Origin of the sequence: Pseudomonas sp. NY15364, from assembly GCF_048068235.1 — a bacterium.
GTDB classification, from domain to species: domain Bacteria; phylum Pseudomonadota; class Gammaproteobacteria; order Pseudomonadales; family Pseudomonadaceae; genus Aquipseudomonas; species Aquipseudomonas mendocina_D.
This window is the reverse complement of the sequence record NZ_JBLUPX010000005.1, coordinates 87,613-102,355: the sequence shown is the minus strand read 5'-3', so window position 1 is coordinate 102,355 and position 14,743 is coordinate 87,613. Positions and strand designations below refer to the sequence as shown.

At 60.8% G+C, this 14,743-nt stretch carries 14 protein-coding genes; 11 read left to right on the top strand and 3 right to left on the bottom strand.

Annotated features, from left to right (window positions below; all coding sequences use genetic code 11):
• Positions 1–166: 166 nt before the first annotated feature.
• The 8 genes from ACNFCJ_RS06480 (at position 167) to ACNFCJ_RS06445 (ending at position 6,373) form a co-directional block, all read left to right on the top strand.
• Complete coding sequence (locus ACNFCJ_RS06480; protein WP_416770453.1) at positions 167–496, top strand: DHCW motif cupin fold protein; 330 nt, start codon at positions 167–169, stop codon at positions 494–496.
• 6 nt (positions 497–502) lie between these two features.
• Positions 503–871 carry a DUF2784 domain-containing protein gene (locus tag ACNFCJ_RS06475; RefSeq protein WP_343350735.1) on the top strand — a complete coding sequence of 123 codons (369 nt, stop codon included), beginning with the start codon at positions 503–505 and terminating at the stop codon, positions 869–871.
• Positions 872–976: 105 nt separating this feature from the next.
• Positions 977–1,789 carry an SDR family oxidoreductase gene (locus ACNFCJ_RS06470; RefSeq protein ID WP_017677984.1) on the top strand — a complete coding sequence of 271 codons (813 nt, stop codon included), beginning with the start codon at positions 977–979 and terminating at the stop codon, positions 1,787–1,789.
• 100 nt (positions 1,790–1,889) lie between these two features.
• Positions 1,890–3,053, top strand: coding sequence for a CynX/NimT family MFS transporter (locus tag ACNFCJ_RS06465; RefSeq protein ID WP_416770452.1), 1,164 nt, complete (start codon positions 1,890–1,892; stop codon positions 3,051–3,053).
• 74 nt (positions 3,054–3,127) lie between these two features.
• Positions 3,128–3,556: a hypothetical protein gene (locus ACNFCJ_RS06460; RefSeq protein WP_416770450.1), complete on the top strand. Its 429-nt coding sequence runs from the start codon at positions 3,128–3,130 to the stop codon at positions 3,554–3,556.
• A gap of 9 nt (positions 3,557–3,565) precedes the next feature.
• Positions 3,566–3,898, top strand: a complete 333-nt coding sequence (locus ACNFCJ_RS06455) for a YnfA family protein (protein ID WP_017677981.1) — start codon at positions 3,566–3,568, stop codon at positions 3,896–3,898.
• Positions 3,899–4,056: 158 nt separating this feature from the next.
• Entirely contained in the window at positions 4,057–5,361 is a 1,305-nt protein-coding gene (locus ACNFCJ_RS06450) for an OprO/OprP family phosphate-selective porin (protein WP_125879528.1), read from the top strand.
• An 82-nt stretch (positions 5,362–5,443) separates the two neighbouring features.
• The gene (locus tag ACNFCJ_RS06445) at positions 5,444–6,373 is read left to right on the top strand and encodes a ParB/Srx family N-terminal domain-containing protein (protein ID WP_416770449.1); all 930 of its coding nucleotides are present in this window, start codon (positions 5,444–5,446) and stop codon (positions 6,371–6,373) included.
• A gap of 50 nt (positions 6,374–6,423) precedes the next feature.
• On the opposite strand, the gene ACNFCJ_RS06440 is transcribed toward ACNFCJ_RS06445, so the two are convergent.
• On the bottom strand, positions 6,424–7,029 hold the full coding sequence (locus ACNFCJ_RS06440) for an inorganic diphosphatase (protein WP_099522221.1): 606 nt from the start codon (positions 7,027–7,029) through the stop codon (positions 6,424–6,426).
• Between the two features lie 102 nt (positions 7,030–7,131).
• Here ACNFCJ_RS06440 and ACNFCJ_RS06435 point away from each other — a divergent pair, with 102 nt between their 5' ends.
• The 3 genes from ACNFCJ_RS06435 to ACNFCJ_RS06425 all read left to right on the top strand — a co-directional run bounded on the left by ACNFCJ_RS06435 (position 7,132) and on the right by ACNFCJ_RS06425 (position 10,529).
• On the top strand, positions 7,132–8,265 hold the full coding sequence (locus ACNFCJ_RS06435; RefSeq protein WP_416770448.1) for a GNAT family N-acetyltransferase: 1,134 nt from the start codon (positions 7,132–7,134) through the stop codon (positions 8,263–8,265).
• Between the two features lie 468 nt (positions 8,266–8,733).
• Positions 8,734–10,218 carry a sodium/proline symporter PutP gene (gene putP / locus ACNFCJ_RS06430; protein ID WP_416770446.1) on the top strand — a complete coding sequence of 495 codons (1,485 nt, stop codon included), beginning with the start codon at positions 8,734–8,736 and terminating at the stop codon, positions 10,216–10,218.
• A 98-nt stretch (positions 10,219–10,316) separates the two neighbouring features.
• On the top strand, positions 10,317–10,529 hold the full coding sequence (locus ACNFCJ_RS06425; RefSeq protein ID WP_125833985.1) for a VF530 family DNA-binding protein: 213 nt from the start codon (positions 10,317–10,319) through the stop codon (positions 10,527–10,529).
• 4 nt (positions 10,530–10,533) lie between these two features.
• Here ACNFCJ_RS06425 and ACNFCJ_RS06420 read toward each other — a convergent pair whose 3' ends face one another.
• Positions 10,534–11,418, bottom strand: coding sequence for an alpha/beta hydrolase (locus ACNFCJ_RS06420; RefSeq protein WP_416770445.1), 885 nt, complete (start codon positions 11,416–11,418; stop codon positions 10,534–10,536).
• A gap of 94 nt (positions 11,419–11,512) precedes the next feature.
• Positions 11,513–14,614, bottom strand: coding sequence for a transglycosylase domain-containing protein (locus ACNFCJ_RS06415; RefSeq protein ID WP_416770444.1), 3,102 nt, complete (start codon positions 14,612–14,614; stop codon positions 11,513–11,515).
• Positions 14,615–14,743 lie beyond the last annotated feature (129 nt).

Below are 14,743 nucleotides of genomic sequence, written 5' to 3'. Positions count from 1 at the left end.
TTATGTAAGAGAGGCTAGTCCTGTTCGTCAGTGTCGTGAAATGTGGCCTTTGCATGGCCTTGATAGCATTGGTCAATTGATTTCTATTCTTAGAAAGTCTCTTTCTATTTATTTTGCCTCGGGGTGTCTGCGTTAAGGTGGCGCTCTCTTGCGGTGGAGTTGGGCGATGCAGATCAGTGATATTCCCTTTGGCGTAACGGACTGGGCTGCGATACCAGCGACCGAGCATCCGGGTGAGCGTGGCGTAGCGCGCTGGCGCACCTGCCAGTTCGGTACTCTGCGGGTACGCATGGTCGAGTATTCACCGGGCTACCTGGCCGACCACTGGTGCCGAAAAGGGCATGTGCTGTTGTGCCTGGAGGGAGAGCTGACCACCGAGCTTGAGGATGGCCGGGAATTCGTGCTCAAGCCTGGTATGAGTTATCAGGTGGCTGATGGGGCCGAGGCTCATCGTTCATCGACGATGTCTGGCGCACGCCTGTTCGTGGTGGACTGAGCCGCAATGCTTTGGCGCATGGCTGCCGATGCCCTGGTGCTGGTGCACCTGGGTTTCATCCTGTTCGTGCTACTAGGTGGCTTGTTGCTGCTGCGCTGGCCGCGTCTGATCTGGCTGCATATACCTGCAGTGGCCTGGGGCATCGTGGTGGAGTGTTTGCATCTGGGGTGTCCGCTGACGCCCTGGGAAAACCAGTTACGCCGTGCGGCCGGGCAGGCCGGCTATGACGGCGGCTTTATCGAGCACTACCTGATACCGCTGATTTATCCGGCCGGGCTCACGCCAAAAATCCAGCTCTACCTGGGCGCGATCGTGGTGTTGGTCAACCTGAGCGTATACGCCTGGCTGATCTGGCGCTGGCGCAATAAGGCTTGATCGCGATTTGCCCTCCCTATTCATAAGTCTGATGAAGGCGCGGGTGCTTTATTGCCTTCGCTACACTGGCAGCGATTGCAACCAAACATTGAAGGCAGGGCTGCTATGCAAAACCGCATGATGATCACTGGCGCGGGCTCCGGCCTGGGACGCGAAATTGCCCTGCGTTGGGCACGCGAGGGCTGGCGACTGGCGCTGGCTGACGTCAACGAGGCCGGCCTGGCGGAAACATTGAAACTGGTCCGTGAGGCTGGCGGTGATGGCTTCACCCGACGTTGCGACGTGCGTGACTACAGCCAGCTGACCGCTCTGGCGCAGGCCTGCGAGGAGCAGTTCGGTGGTATCGACATCATCGTCAACAACGCCGGTGTCGCCTCTGGCGGCTTTTTCAGCGAACTGTCGCTGGAGGACTGGGACTGGCAGATCTCGATCAACCTGATGGGCGTGGTCAAGGGTTGCAAGGCATTCCTGCCGCTGCTGGAAAAGAGCAAGGGCAAGATCGTCAACATCGCCTCGATGGCGGCGCTGATGCAGGGGCCGGGCATGAGTAACTACAACGTCGCCAAGGCCGGTGTGGTGGCGCTGTCGGAAAGTCTGCTGGTAGAGCTGCGTCAACTGGAGATCGGCGTGCACGTGGTCTGCCCATCCTTCTTCCAGACCAACCTGCTGGACTCCTTCCGTGGCCCGACTCCGGCGATGAAGGCTCAGGTCGGCAAGCTGCTGGAAAGCTCGCCGATCAGCGCGGCAGATATCGCCACTTACATTCATGACGAAGTGGCCAAGGGCAGCTTCCTGATTCTGCCGCATGAGATGGGCCGTATGGCCTGGGCACTGAAGCAGAAGAATCCGCAGGCGCTGTACGACGAGATGGCCAGCATGGCCGAAAAAATGCGCGGCAAGGTCAAGTCGATCAGCTGACCACAGGGTCAGCTATTTTCGCCGGCAGGCTTGCCTGGTGTGGCCACCGGGGGTAGGGTGGCCGCCCTGGCCTGCCTGCCGTAATGACTTCGGATACCTCGTGAAACCAGTCCCTCGGGCCCTACTGTTAGTGGCCCTGGTGCTGGCGGCGATCAATTTGCGCCCCGGCATCACCTCCCTTGCACCGCTGATCGAACACATCGCTGCAGAGCTGTCGCTGAGTCGCAGCTTCATCAGCCTGACCACGGCTTTGCCGGTGTTGTGCATGGGCCTGCTCGCGCCGCTGGCGCCGCGCCTGGCCATGCGCTGGGGGCTCGAACGCACCATAGTGCTCTGCCTTGGGCTGATCGGCCTGGCGCTGCTGGCACGTCTGGCCGCGCACCAAAGTGCGGTGTTGATCGGCAGCGCCATTGCCCTCGGCGCTGCCATCGCGGTCGCCGGGCCGTTATTGTCGGGATTCATCAAGCGTCACTTCGCCAGCCAGATGGGGCGCGTGGTGGGCTGGTATTCACTGGGTATGGCTATGGGTGGAGCCGGTGGCGCAGTGCTCACCGCGCCGGCCACCGCGTTGTTCGGTGACGCCTGGCACCTGGGCCTGGCGGTATGGGCGGCGCCTGCGCTGTTCGGGGTCATGCTCTGGCTGTGGCTGCCCAACCAGGCGGGTGCTGCCAATGAGCAGGAAAGCGGTGGCCTGCCCTGGCGGCAGCCGCGCGCGTGGCTGATCAGTTGCTTCTTCGCCATTCAAGCGGGCTTGTTCTATGCCATCGCGACCTGGGCTGTGGCGCGTTATCACGAAGCGGGGCTGAGCATGCTGCGCAGCAACTCGCTGCTCAGTCTGGCCATGCTCATGGGGCTGCCCAGTTCGTTCCTGCTGCCCTGGCTGGCGCAGCGCTACAACGCGCGTTATCCGCTACTGTTGGCTTGCGGTGCGGTCACATGCGGCTGCCTGGCGATGGTCACCTTCATGCCGCGCTTCGTTCCCGAATTGTGGGCGGTGATCTTGGGCTTTTCGCTGGGTGGCTCCTTCGCCTTGTCGCTGGTGCTGCCGCTGTACGAAGCCGGCTCGCCGATGGCCGTCAGCCGCTGGACGGCGATGATGCTGTTCACCGGTTACAGCCTGGGTTGCCTGACGCCCATTCTCACCGGCTTGGCGCGCGACCTGTCCGGCAGCTACCGTCTGCCGTTTGCAGTGCTCACTGCGCTGGCGCTGGTGATGACGCTGGTGGCCTGGTTGCTGGGGCGTAGCAGGCGTCAGCCTCGCTGAAGAATTGGCAGCAGTTCCTTTCTTGCCCAGGCGTGCTGTGTTAGAAGGCGTTCTGCTTTTTCAGGAGTGCCGGTGTGGAGTCCGAATCCATCGTCTATGGCTGTATCCGCGACTGGCCCTCGGATGACCCCGAGCAACGTCGCCTGCGCCGTGAAACCAATCATGGCGTGCTGGCCGAATTGCCGGCCGGCGAGCTCTGGCCGTTTCTTGGTCGTGAAATGTTCTCCTTCTGTGACCAACTCGGTGCCGGCCTTTACCAGACCCAGGTGATCCACTTCGGCGCCAGCTATGGCGCGATCGAATACGAATGGAACCTGTGGATCGAAGCCTTCGAGGCGCTGCTCAAGCGTCTGTACTGGGCCAGCGCAGTGGTGCACCTGGAAACCGAACTCAACGGTATGCATACCTTTCGCTGGGAGTCCGATAGCGGCTTTCATAGTCCGCAGGAAGGTGGGTTACGCGTGCGTTGCGCCTGGGAGCGCGAAGGTGCCTTGCGCGGTTAGGAGGCGAGAATGATCAACTATCTATGGTTTCTGTTGGCGGCCCTGTTCGAGATCGCCGGTTGCTATGCCTTCTGGATGTGGCTGCGGCTTGATCGCAGCGCCTGGTGGATCGCTCCCGGGCTGCTAAGCCTGGCGCTGTTCGCGCTGATCCTGACCCGCGTCGAAGCCTCCTTCGCCGGCCGCGCTTATGCCGCCTATGGCGGTGTGTATATCGTCGCTTCGCTGGTGTGGCTGGCGTTGATCGAGAAGACCCGGCCAATGCTCAGCGACTGGTTGGGCGCTGCGCTGTGTCTGGCGGGTGCTTTGATCATCCTGCTGGGACCGCGGCTGCACTCATCCTGAACTGCTTATAAGCATCGGAAGTAAAAAGTTCCGCTGTCATCAAATCTTTATATATCGGCAACTGCGCTGAAATAACCCCTCGCCAAGATTCCCCCCAACACGAACGAGCCCATTGCTCGGGTGTTTTCAACACTTAAAGTCCAACAGGGGAATCCTCGATGATCCGTAAGCACTTCGCCGGTTTCGCAGCCAGCGCCCTGGCTCTGGCCGTCTCCGCCCAGGCTTTCGCCGGTACCGTCACCACTGACGGCGCTGACCTCGTGATCAAGACCAAAGGCGGCCTGGAAGTCGCCACTACCGACAAGGCGTTCAGCTTCAAGCTGAGCGGCAAACTGCAGTGGGATGCTACTCAGTTCGATGGCCTGATGGCCGCTGACCAGAACAAGCCGTTCGACGATACGTTCAATACCTTCATCCGTCGCGGTGAGTTCGGCCTTGAGGGTACCGCCTACAGCGATTGGGACTGGGGCCTGCGCCTGAGCTATGACGAAGCTGACGACACCAGCGTCGACCGTGCCTTCATCGCCTACACCGGGCTGGATATCGGCACCTTCACCGTAGGTCGCTTCGGTGTTGATTATGGTCTGGAAGGTACAACCAGCTCGTCCTGGATCACCGCCATCGAGCGTCCGTTCATGTACGACTTCCTCAATGGGGACGAAGACACCCAGTTCGGCGTGAACTTCAAGCACTCTGGCGATAACTATGGCCTGATGGCTCAGGTTGCCACCTACGAAGGTGACAACAACTACAAGAGTGAGGACAACGACGAGCTGTACGGCTATACCCTGCGCGCTCACTGGGCTCCCTACCTCAATGGCACTGACGTCATTCACCTCGCTGCCAACTACCACAACAGCGAGTCCGACGATAACCGTGCCCGCGCTCGTACCCGCATGGGGATTCGTAGCGACAACGACTTCCGCCTGACCTTTGGCGACGTGCGCGTGGCTGACAAGGATGTTGAATGGGTGCTGGAGTCCGGTGCTCAGTTCGGTGCTTTCCGTGCGCAGGCTGAGTACTTCCAGCGTCAGATCAGTGGTGAGACTCTGGCTGGTGCGAAATCCGATGTTGACCTCAGCGGCTACTACGCTCAGGTTTCCTACATGTTCAACGGCGTGCGCCAGTACAAGGCTGCTGACGGTAAGTGGGACAAGCCGGACAACATGAAAGGTTCCTGGGAAGTCTTCGCCCGTTACGAAAGCACCACAATCGATTCCGATGCGGGTGCCATTCCCGGCAACCTGGGTCTGGCCGGTATCGTGGCTGACGACGTGAACGACGAGTTCGAGACCAAGGCCATGGTAGTGGGTGTGAACTACTTCGTGACCCCGTCCGTCCGTACCAGCCTGAACTACATCGATTATCAGGTGGACAACATCAACACCTCTAATCAGGTTGGTGGCAAGAGCGTGCAGGATGACGGCAAGGCAATCGTAGGTCGCCTGCAGTACGTGTTCTAAGCAATACCTTCATCTGTTGCTCCTGATTGAGCCCCGCCAATGGCGGGGCTTTTTTATCGCCAAGTCCTTTGGAGATGTTTCGATGCGTCAAATCACTTTGATACTGGTTGCGCTCGGCCTGAGTTCGACCGTCCTGGCCCAGGATTACAGTGCAGCCAAGCCCGGTGAGTTGCTTCAGGTGCCGCTGCAAGCGTTGCACCCGACCCAGGCTGCGGTTGGGTATGACCAGATCTACTACAAGCTCGGCCGCTTCGCGCAAGAGCGCAATAAACTGTTCGACGAATATTGCGAGGCCAACGGGCAGGGCGAGAGTGCCAATGTGCCAGGTGACGCCGACCTGCGGAAACCGGAAAGTTTCACCTGCCAGGATAAGGTCGGTGCTCGTAGCAGCGAGATGAAAACCGTGGTCATTGGTCCCGAAGGCAAGTTGTTCCTTACTGATGGTCATCACACTTTCACCGTGCTTGTGGAGCATCCCAAGGGCGGCGAAAACCTGAACATGTGGGTGCGGGTAACTGACAACTTCAGCGACAGCGCTGACATGGCCAGCTTCTGGCAGCGCATGGCGCAGGCGCGCAAGGTCTGGCTCAAGGACGGCAACGGCCAGGTCATCGATCCTCAACAGATACCGAGCCAGCTCGGTTTGCAGCATCTGGCCAACGACCCCTATCGAGCGCTGGTGTACTTCACTCGCGAGGTGGGTTACGACAAGCCGCGTTCTGGCGAAGTGGCCCCTGAGTTTCTGGAGTTCTATTGGGGCAACTGGCTGCGTTCGGTGATGTCGCTGGATACATATGACCTAAGTGACCGTGGCGATTACCGCGAAGCTGTCGAAGCGGCTGCGAAGAAGATGGTGGCGCTCGCGCCGGAAGACGAAGTCGGCAGCAGTGGATTCAAGGCCCGTGAGTTGGGTGTTTATTCGTCGATGGACCGCAAGGAGTTGAACAAGGTGGCCGGCCGCAAGCTGAACTACGCCACCAGCTACAAGAAGGCTCTGGCCGGGAAAAGTTGAAGGCTGTGATTGAAAAGGCCCAGCACTTGGCTGGGCCTTTTCGCGGTTTGTCAGTTGTTCTTTTTGTAGTTGTCCAGGGCCATCTGGATCATCTGGCGAGCTTCGGCGGCGCTGCCATAGCCGTTGAGTTCGACTTTCTTGCGGCCTTCTGGCAGTTGCTTGTAAACGCGGAAAAAAGCCTCGATGCGCTGGCGCTCGATCAAGGGTAGGTCATCGATGTCCTTGATGTTGTCGTAAGTCGGATCGATATCGCTGCTGGGCACGCCAATGATCTTTTCATCCGCTTCACCGCCGTCGATCATCTTCAGATAGCCGATTGGACGGAACTTGATAAGGACGCCTGGATGAAGAGGCTCGCGAGTTAGCACCAGGCCGTCCAATGGGTCGTTGTCGCCACCCAGCGTGCGGGACAGCGAACCATAGTTGGCAGGGTAGACAACAGGCATGGACTGGAAGCGGTCGACGAAAACCAGACCTTCTTCGTTGATCTCGTACTTGGTGAAGCTGCCTGCTGGAATTTCCACCGCCATGTGTACGTTGTTCGGTGCATCTTCTGCCTGGGTCGCGTGAAAAGGATGAGTAATCGACTGCTGGGCGATGGCCGTACCGCTGCCGAGCAATAACGCGATTCCGAGGGCGAGAAGGGACTTTTGCATGGTTAACTCCTTTACAGAGCTCAAAGTTATAAGGGTTGGCCTTCTCATATTGCAGGTGCATTGTTAGAGATATATTGCAGTCTGGCTTCTGGAACTCAGCTCATGTCCGTCACCATCATCGACTCCCTTCACGCAGTGTCAGCAGAGACCTGGGATGCTCTGTTACCGCAACAACAGCCGTTCCTGCGTCATGCCTTCCTCAGTGCGCTGGAGGACAGCGGCAGCGTTGGCGGTCGCAGTGGTTGGCAGCCCTCGCACCGGCTCTGGTGCGACGAGCACGGCAAGGTGCAGGCAGCGTTGCCGGCTTATGTGAAACAGCATTCTTACGGCGAATACGTCTTCGATCACGGCTGGGCTGACGCCTGTCGGCGCGCCGGTATCGCCTACTACCCCAAACTGCTGGGCGCCGTACCGTTCTCTCCGGTGACCGGAGCGCGTTTGCTCGGCGACGCCGGTGCGGCTGCCGAGCTGCTCGATGCGTTGGCAGCCGAATTGAGCGATGAAGGCTCGTCGAGCCTGCATATCAATTTCACCAGCCCGGCTTGCGACACTGTGCTGATGCAACGGCAAGGCTGGTTGGAGCGCATCGGTTGTCAGTTTCACTGGCACAACCGTGGTTATCGTGATTTTCAGGACTTTCTCGATACGCTCAGTTCGCGTAAACGCAAGCAGATGCGCAAGGAACGGGAGCAGGTGGCGGGGCAGGGCATCGAATTCGACAGGCGCCTGGGTCATGAGCTGGGCGAGGCGGACTGGGATTTCGTCTATCACTGCTACGCCAACACCTACCACGTGCGCGGCCAGGCGCCTTATCTGACGCGGGATTTCTTCAGCCTGCTGGCCGAACGCATGCCCGAGATGATTCGTGTGGTGTTCGCCACGCAGCATGGTCGTGCGCTGGCGATGGCTTTCAGTCTGGTCGATGGCGATACCTTTTATGGCCGCTATTGGGGCTGCCTGGCCGAATTCGACCGGCTGCATTTCGAAACCTGCTTCTATCAGGGCATGGAGTTGGCCATCGCCGAAGGTCTGCAACGCTTCGATGCTGGCGCGCAGGGTGAGCACAAGCTGATTCGCGGTTTCGAGCCGGTCATCACTCGCTCCTGGCATTATCTCTGCCATCCTGGGCTGCATGCTGCGGTTGCCGAGTTTCTCGAGCAGGAGCGCTCTGGCGTGCGGGTTTACGCTGAGGAGGCGCGCAGTTATCTGCCTTTTCGCCAGGCCAGCGGGGGCTGATCGAGCGATCAGGTGCTCGGCGCGAGGCCGAAACAGCTGTTTGCCGGAAGTTCCCCGTGTCGGAGATTTCTATAAAAACTCCAGAGCTTTCAGCAAGAAGCCCGCTCACGTCTGCCACTAAATTCCGCCCTTCACTTTCGTTACGACCGTTTTTGTCTGCGCCGATTGGTCAGACCAGCTTTGCTGGGCTAGACCGATAATAGAAGTGCATGCAGCCGAAGTAGGGTGGTAACGCGATTCGGTGGCCGCAGGTGCAAGCCAGGGAGGTCAGGGAAAGTGCTCAGGCACGTGCCGATGCTGTGACGAAGTGGTGGAGAATTCACTGCGCCGGTATCTGTCCCTGAACGTGCTCATCAGACATCGGTGTGACGAGGAAGAGAGACCGGAGCCCGCATCCGCAAAAACGGGTGCGCTTTGCCAAGCTGGGCACGGTGCCCAAGAACAACAAACGAGAGGGGAGCCCCCCAAATGACAGCTAGTACTCCAATGCTCGTCACCTTCGTGGTGTACATCGCAGCCATGGTGCTGATCGGCTTGATCGCCTATCTGCGTACTAAGAACCTTTCCGACTACATCCTCGGTGGCCGCAGTCTCGGTAGCTTCGTGACCGCACTGTCCGCCGGCGCTTCCGACATGAGTGGCTGGTTGCTGATGGGCCTGCCTGGCGCGATCTTCGTCGCTGGCATCTCCGAAAGCTGGATCGCCATCGGTCTGGTCATCGGCGCCTACCTCAACTGGTTGTTCGTTGCCGGCCGTCTGCGCGTGCAGACCGAGCACAACGGTAACGCCCTGACCCTGCCGGACTACTTCACCAACCGTTTCGAAGACAACAGCCGCATCCTGCGCATCTTTTCGGCGCTGGTGATCCTGGTGTTCTTCACCATCTACTGCGCCTCCGGCGTGGTGGCCGGTGCTCGCCTGTTCGAGAGCACCTTCGGCATGTCCTACGAGACCGCGCTGTGGGCCGGTGCTGCTGCGACCATCGCCTACACCTTCATCGGCGGCTTCCTGGCAGTGAGCTGGACCGATACCGTACAGGCCACCCTGATGATCTTCGCGCTGATCCTCACCCCGGTCGTGGTGATGATCGCCACCGGCGGTTTCGATCCGGCCATGGTCGCCATCGAGGCGGTCGACGCGACCAACTTCGACATGCTCAAGGGCGCGACCTTCGTCGGCGTGATCTCGCTGATGGCCTGGGGCCTGGGCTATTTCGGCCAACCGCACATCCTGGCGCGCTTCATGGCCGCTGATTCGGTGAAGTCGATCCCGGCTGCCCGCCGCATCTCCATGACCTGGATGATCCTGACCCTGGCTGGCGCTGTTGCTGTCGGTTTCTTCGGTATCGCCTACTTCGCGGCGCACCCTGAAGTCGCCGGCCCGGTCGCTGAAAACCCGGAGCGCGTGTTCATCGAGCTGGCCAAGCTGCTGTTCAACCCGTGGATCGCCGGTATCCTGCTGTCCGCCATCCTGGCGGCGGTGATGAGCACCCTGAGCTGCCAGTTGCTGGTGTGCTCCAGTGCGCTGACCGAAGACTTCTACAAGGCCTTCCTGCGTAAAGACGCTTCGCAGACCGAACTGGTTTGGGTTGGCCGCGCCATGGTGCTGCTGGTCGCACTGATCGCCATCGCTCTGGCGGCGAACCCGGAAAACCGCGTATTGGGCCTGGTGTCCTACGCCTGGGCCGGCTTCGGCGCTGCGTTCGGTCCGGTGGTGATCCTTTCCCTGCTGTGGAAGGGCATGACCCGCAACGGCGCCCTGGCCGGTATGCTGGTCGGTGCTGCCACCGTGATCGTATGGAAGAACTGGATCGGTCTGGGCCTGTACGAGATCATTCCGGGCTTCGTCCTCGCCACCCTGGCCATCGTCATCTTCAGCCGTATCGGTCAGGCGCCGAGCCAGTCGATGCTGAGCCGCTTCGACAAGGCCGAGAGCGAGTACAAGTCGGCGTAAGCTTGCTGGCTTGAACCGAAGGCGATGATTGTTAGGCAGTCATCGCCTTTTTCGTTTCTGGCTCTAAGATAGGCGCACTTTTGTTAACGGATGCTCTCATGACCAGCAATGACCCGCTCCATGGCCTGACCTTGCAGGCGATTCTCACCGCCCTGGTGGACCGCATCGGTTGGGATGGCCTTGCCCATCAGGTCGACGTGCGCTGTTTCAAACATGAGCCGAGCATCAAGTCGAGTCTGACCTTCCTGCGCAAGACGCCTTGGGCACGGGCCAAGGTGGAGCAGCTCTATCTGCAGCACTTCAAGCCCTGAACGTTCAGTTAAGTTCGAGCCCCAAAGCCTGTAGGGCCTGGCGGTAGCTGTTACCGGCCATGCGCAGGCTGTTGTTGTGGTTGGCGCCGTCGATCAGCAGTAACTGCTTCGGCTCGCTGGCCGCGTCGAACAGCGCCTGGCTGAAGCGTGACGGTACGTAGCGGTCATCGCGACCATGAGCGATCAGCACCGGGATGCCGACATCGCCGATCTTGCTCAGTGAATCGAACTCCTGCGACAGCAGCCAGCGCACCGGCAGCGAGGTGTTGGTAACCGCGGCCGCCACGTCGCCCAGATTGGTGAAACTGGATTCGACGATCAGGCCGGCGGCCTGCTCGGCTTCCTCTTCACTGGCCAGTTCGTGCGCCAGGTTGACGGCTACGGCGCCACCCAGTGAATGACCATAGATGAAGCGTTTGTTCGCCTCGGGCTGTAGGCGCACCAGATGCTGCCAGGCGATCAGGGCGTCCTGGTAGACGCTACGCTCGGAGGGCAAGGCGCCACGGCTTTCGCCGAAGCCGCGGTAGTCCACCGCCAAGACCGAGAAGCCCATGGCATGCAGCTGTTCGATGCGAAACAGCTGGCCGGTCAGGTTCCAGCGTGAACCATGCAGATAGAGCAGCGTCGGGGCATCCTTGCGGGGGGCCGGCCACCACCAGGCGTGCAGGCTCTCCTCGGCAGTGAGATCGGGCGATTGCAGTTGCACGTCCTCGACGCCTGCAGGCAGGCCGCTGAACCAGCGGGCGGTGCCGGGCTCGATGCGAAACACCAGCTCGCGCTCGGTCTGCTCCAGTTTGGCGCAGCCTATCGGCAGCAATACCAGTAGGCAGCCCAGAAACATCAGGCTCAGGCGACGACGGCGCAGCAGGGCTAACCAGGGTGAGGGCATCGGCGTACTCATGAACGGCAACGGATAATGCAGCCATGGACTGCATATCCGATGCCGGGTTTCGCCAGGGGCCGGCCGCTGTGGTTACCAGGTATTACCGCCGGCTGATCTGTGGTGGGCTCATCGGCGTATCACACAGGGTGGCGCTGCCGGGTTCGAGGTAGGGCGCAAGGATCGGCGCCATGCCCTTGAGCACCTGTACCGGCAACGCCGAGGTGAAGGTGAAGCGTTCGGCCTCGCGTCCTGGCACGAACGCGGTCAGGGTGCCGTAGTGCCGCGGACCGAGAAAGAACACGAAGGTCGCCGTACGGTTCATCGCCCTGGAGCTGATTACCCGGCCGCCCGCCCCCACGCTCTCGATGCGGTTGTCGCCGGTGCCGGTCTTGCCGCCCAGCGTCAGGCTATGGCCGTCCTGTAACTGGAAAGTGCCTTGCAAACGCCGCGCGGTCCCGCCTTCCACCACTTGTGAAAGGGCATTGCGCAATGCCGCAGCCACTTCGGACTGCATCACCCGTTTGCCGACGTGGATATCCCGTTCGACTCGTGTCTCATAAGGCGTATTGGCAGCGAAATGCAGTTCGTCAATGCGCAGCACTGGCTGGCGAATACCGTCGTTCTGGATGATGCCCATCAGCTCGGCCAGCGCCGCGGGCCGGTCGCCGGAGCTGCCCAGTGCGGTGGCCAGCGAGGGCACCAGATATTGGAAGGGATAACCCAGGTTCTGCCAGCGCCGATGAATGTCGGAGAAGGCTTCGACCTCCAGCATGATACGGATGCGGCTGTCGCGGGCACTCTTGTGTCGACTACGGAACAACCAACCATAGACTTCCTGGCGCTCGTCGATGCTGGCGGCTACAGCGTCGCTGAAGGTCGCCTGCGGGTTGCTGATCAGGTAGCCCAGCAGCCAGAGTTCCAGCGGGTGGACGCGGGCGATATAGCCCTGATCCGGCAGGCTGTAAGCGCCCGGGCCATAGTCCTGATACAGGCGCGCGATGCGTTGGTCGGTGAGTTTTTCCTGTGGCAGTTGCGCCCGTAGAAAAGCAGCAAAGGTGGCTTCGTCAGCCTGCGGCAACAGGTAACGGTGCACGGCGCTCAGGCGTACCGAGGTCTGCCGTAGGCCGCTGATGAACGTCTCCAGGCGCTGCGGCTCCGGCTGGCCTTGATACTTGCGCCAGAAGCGCAGAAGGAAGGTGCGTCCTTCCTGATCAGCAAAACGCTGCAGGTATTCCTGGCGGCGTGGGTCTTTGTCGTCCTTGAGCAGTTCGGCGCTGTTCTGGTAGGTGCTGTAGCGCACCAGGTCACGCATCAGGCGTACAAAGGGCAGGTTGATCGACTCGCGCAGGGATTCGCGCAGGGTCGGGTTACGGCCGTTGTCCTCGCGGCGGAAGTTGCCGAACGTGTGCAGTCCGCCGCCAGTGAAGAAGCGCTCGTTCGGGGTGGCCGAGTAGCGCCGCTCCAGCGCGGCGTCGAGCATGCTGGCCAGGTCCGCCCCCGGGTTGGCTTGTAGGTAGCCCACGGCCCAGCGGCTCAGGTAGTCCTGCTCGGCGATGTCCACTTGGCGCAACTCGGCTGGGCTCTTGTTCGCGTGGCGCTGATGCAGCTCGGCGATGATCTCCAGATAGGTGGCCAATACGCGAAGTTTAGCGGTGGAACCAAGCTCCAGCTTGCTGCCCTCGTTGATGTCGAAGGGTTGGTCGGTGCTGTCGGTCTGCACCCGTACCCGGCTGCCGGTTGGGGTGCGTTCGAACAGGGTGAAGCTGTAGCGCACTTCCGCGGTTTTCTCCGGTGACAGCAGGCGCTCGCCGAACAGGCCGATCTTGCCGGCGAACTCCGGATCGGCCAGGTTCAGCAGGTAGGTGCTGGTCTGCTGCTGCAGGTCGCGTTGCAGGGTGCTGCGTGCGGACAGGTCGAGGCGATCAAGATCGTAGAGTGGCATACCCAGCAGATTGGACAGACGCGAGCGCGCCACGCTGATGCCTTTGTCGCTTTCCACGGCGCGAAGGTTGGGCTCCTGCTGCCAGTCGCGGTACTGCAGTTTCTGTGTGAGAGCGGCATCGCGCAGGTCAGCATCGATCAGACCACCGCTGGCGAGCAGGCGTATGTGGCTTTCGGTCAGCGCCTCCATGTCACGGCGCCCTTGTGCGAGGTAGTAGGAGGGCCGGCGTTGGGCGATCATCAATGACAGCATCTGCCGCAGTGCCAGGCCGCGCTCGGCAAGGCTGGCGTCGGGCGAGCGACGCGGATCGAGCAGGGCGTTACTGCGCTCGAAGTCGGCGCCGTACCAGATGCGCAGGCCATCAGCCAGGCCGTTCACCTCACCATGACCGGGTGCTGCAGACAGCGGCACACTATTGAGGTAGTCGCGGACGATGCGTTGACGCGCTTCGAGCGTTTCCGGGCCGTGCTGATAAGCGCGCACGCTGGCGGAAATCATCTGCCGCAACTTTTCCCCGGCTGACAGCGTCAGCCCATCCGGGGAGTGGCGGTATTTCTCCAGTTGCGTGGCCAGAGTGCTCCCTCCGGCAGACTGATCCTGCACGTCGAGCATCTTGCCAAGCTGCGACAGCGCCGCCATGGCGAAGCGCGGCCAGTCCACCGCCGGGTTGGCCAGCGGTTGCGCGGGGTCGAGCAACTGACGGTTCTCGATGAACAGCAGGCTGCTGACCACCAGCGGCGGGATGCTGGCGAAGTCGGCATAACCCTGTTGCGGGTAGCGAAATTCGTAGAACGGCGTACCGCGACAATCGCTAATGCTCAGGCCACTCTGGCTCTTCTCGGTAAACGGCGGGAATAGGCCGCGGCGACTGTAGGCCATCAATTGTTCGGAGAAGCGCGACTGCTCGGTGACCTGATAATCGCGCTGCTGCAGGCGCTCCAGCATCAGTGGCAGGTAGGCATAGCCCTGGCGTTTGTCGAAGGGACCATCGGTCGGGTAGATGATCCGCTCGCTGGGGCCTGGTTCGACCTTGTACGTGAGGTCAGCAGCATAGCGACTGAGCTCGCGTGACTGAAAGTGGGCGCTGCGTGACTCGAACACCAGCAGGGCGGTAACCGCGAGCACCAGCAGGACCAGTAACAGATAGAGTGTCAGGCGCCAGTGATGCCTTCCAACATTGGCCGACTTCGTCCTGTCCTGCGTGCTCGCCGAGGTGGTGAGGTCAGGTTGCTGTGGATTACGTTGCCATGATGCGCCCATAAATCACCGGCCTGGCCTGTCAGCATCATTCGAAGCCGCGAGATTGCCTCTTGCCGGATGCTGACCTTGGGCCGGCTGGGCTGCGGTTGTCTCGTCTGTCTTGTTATCAGCTTAGACCCTTGCGCGCCG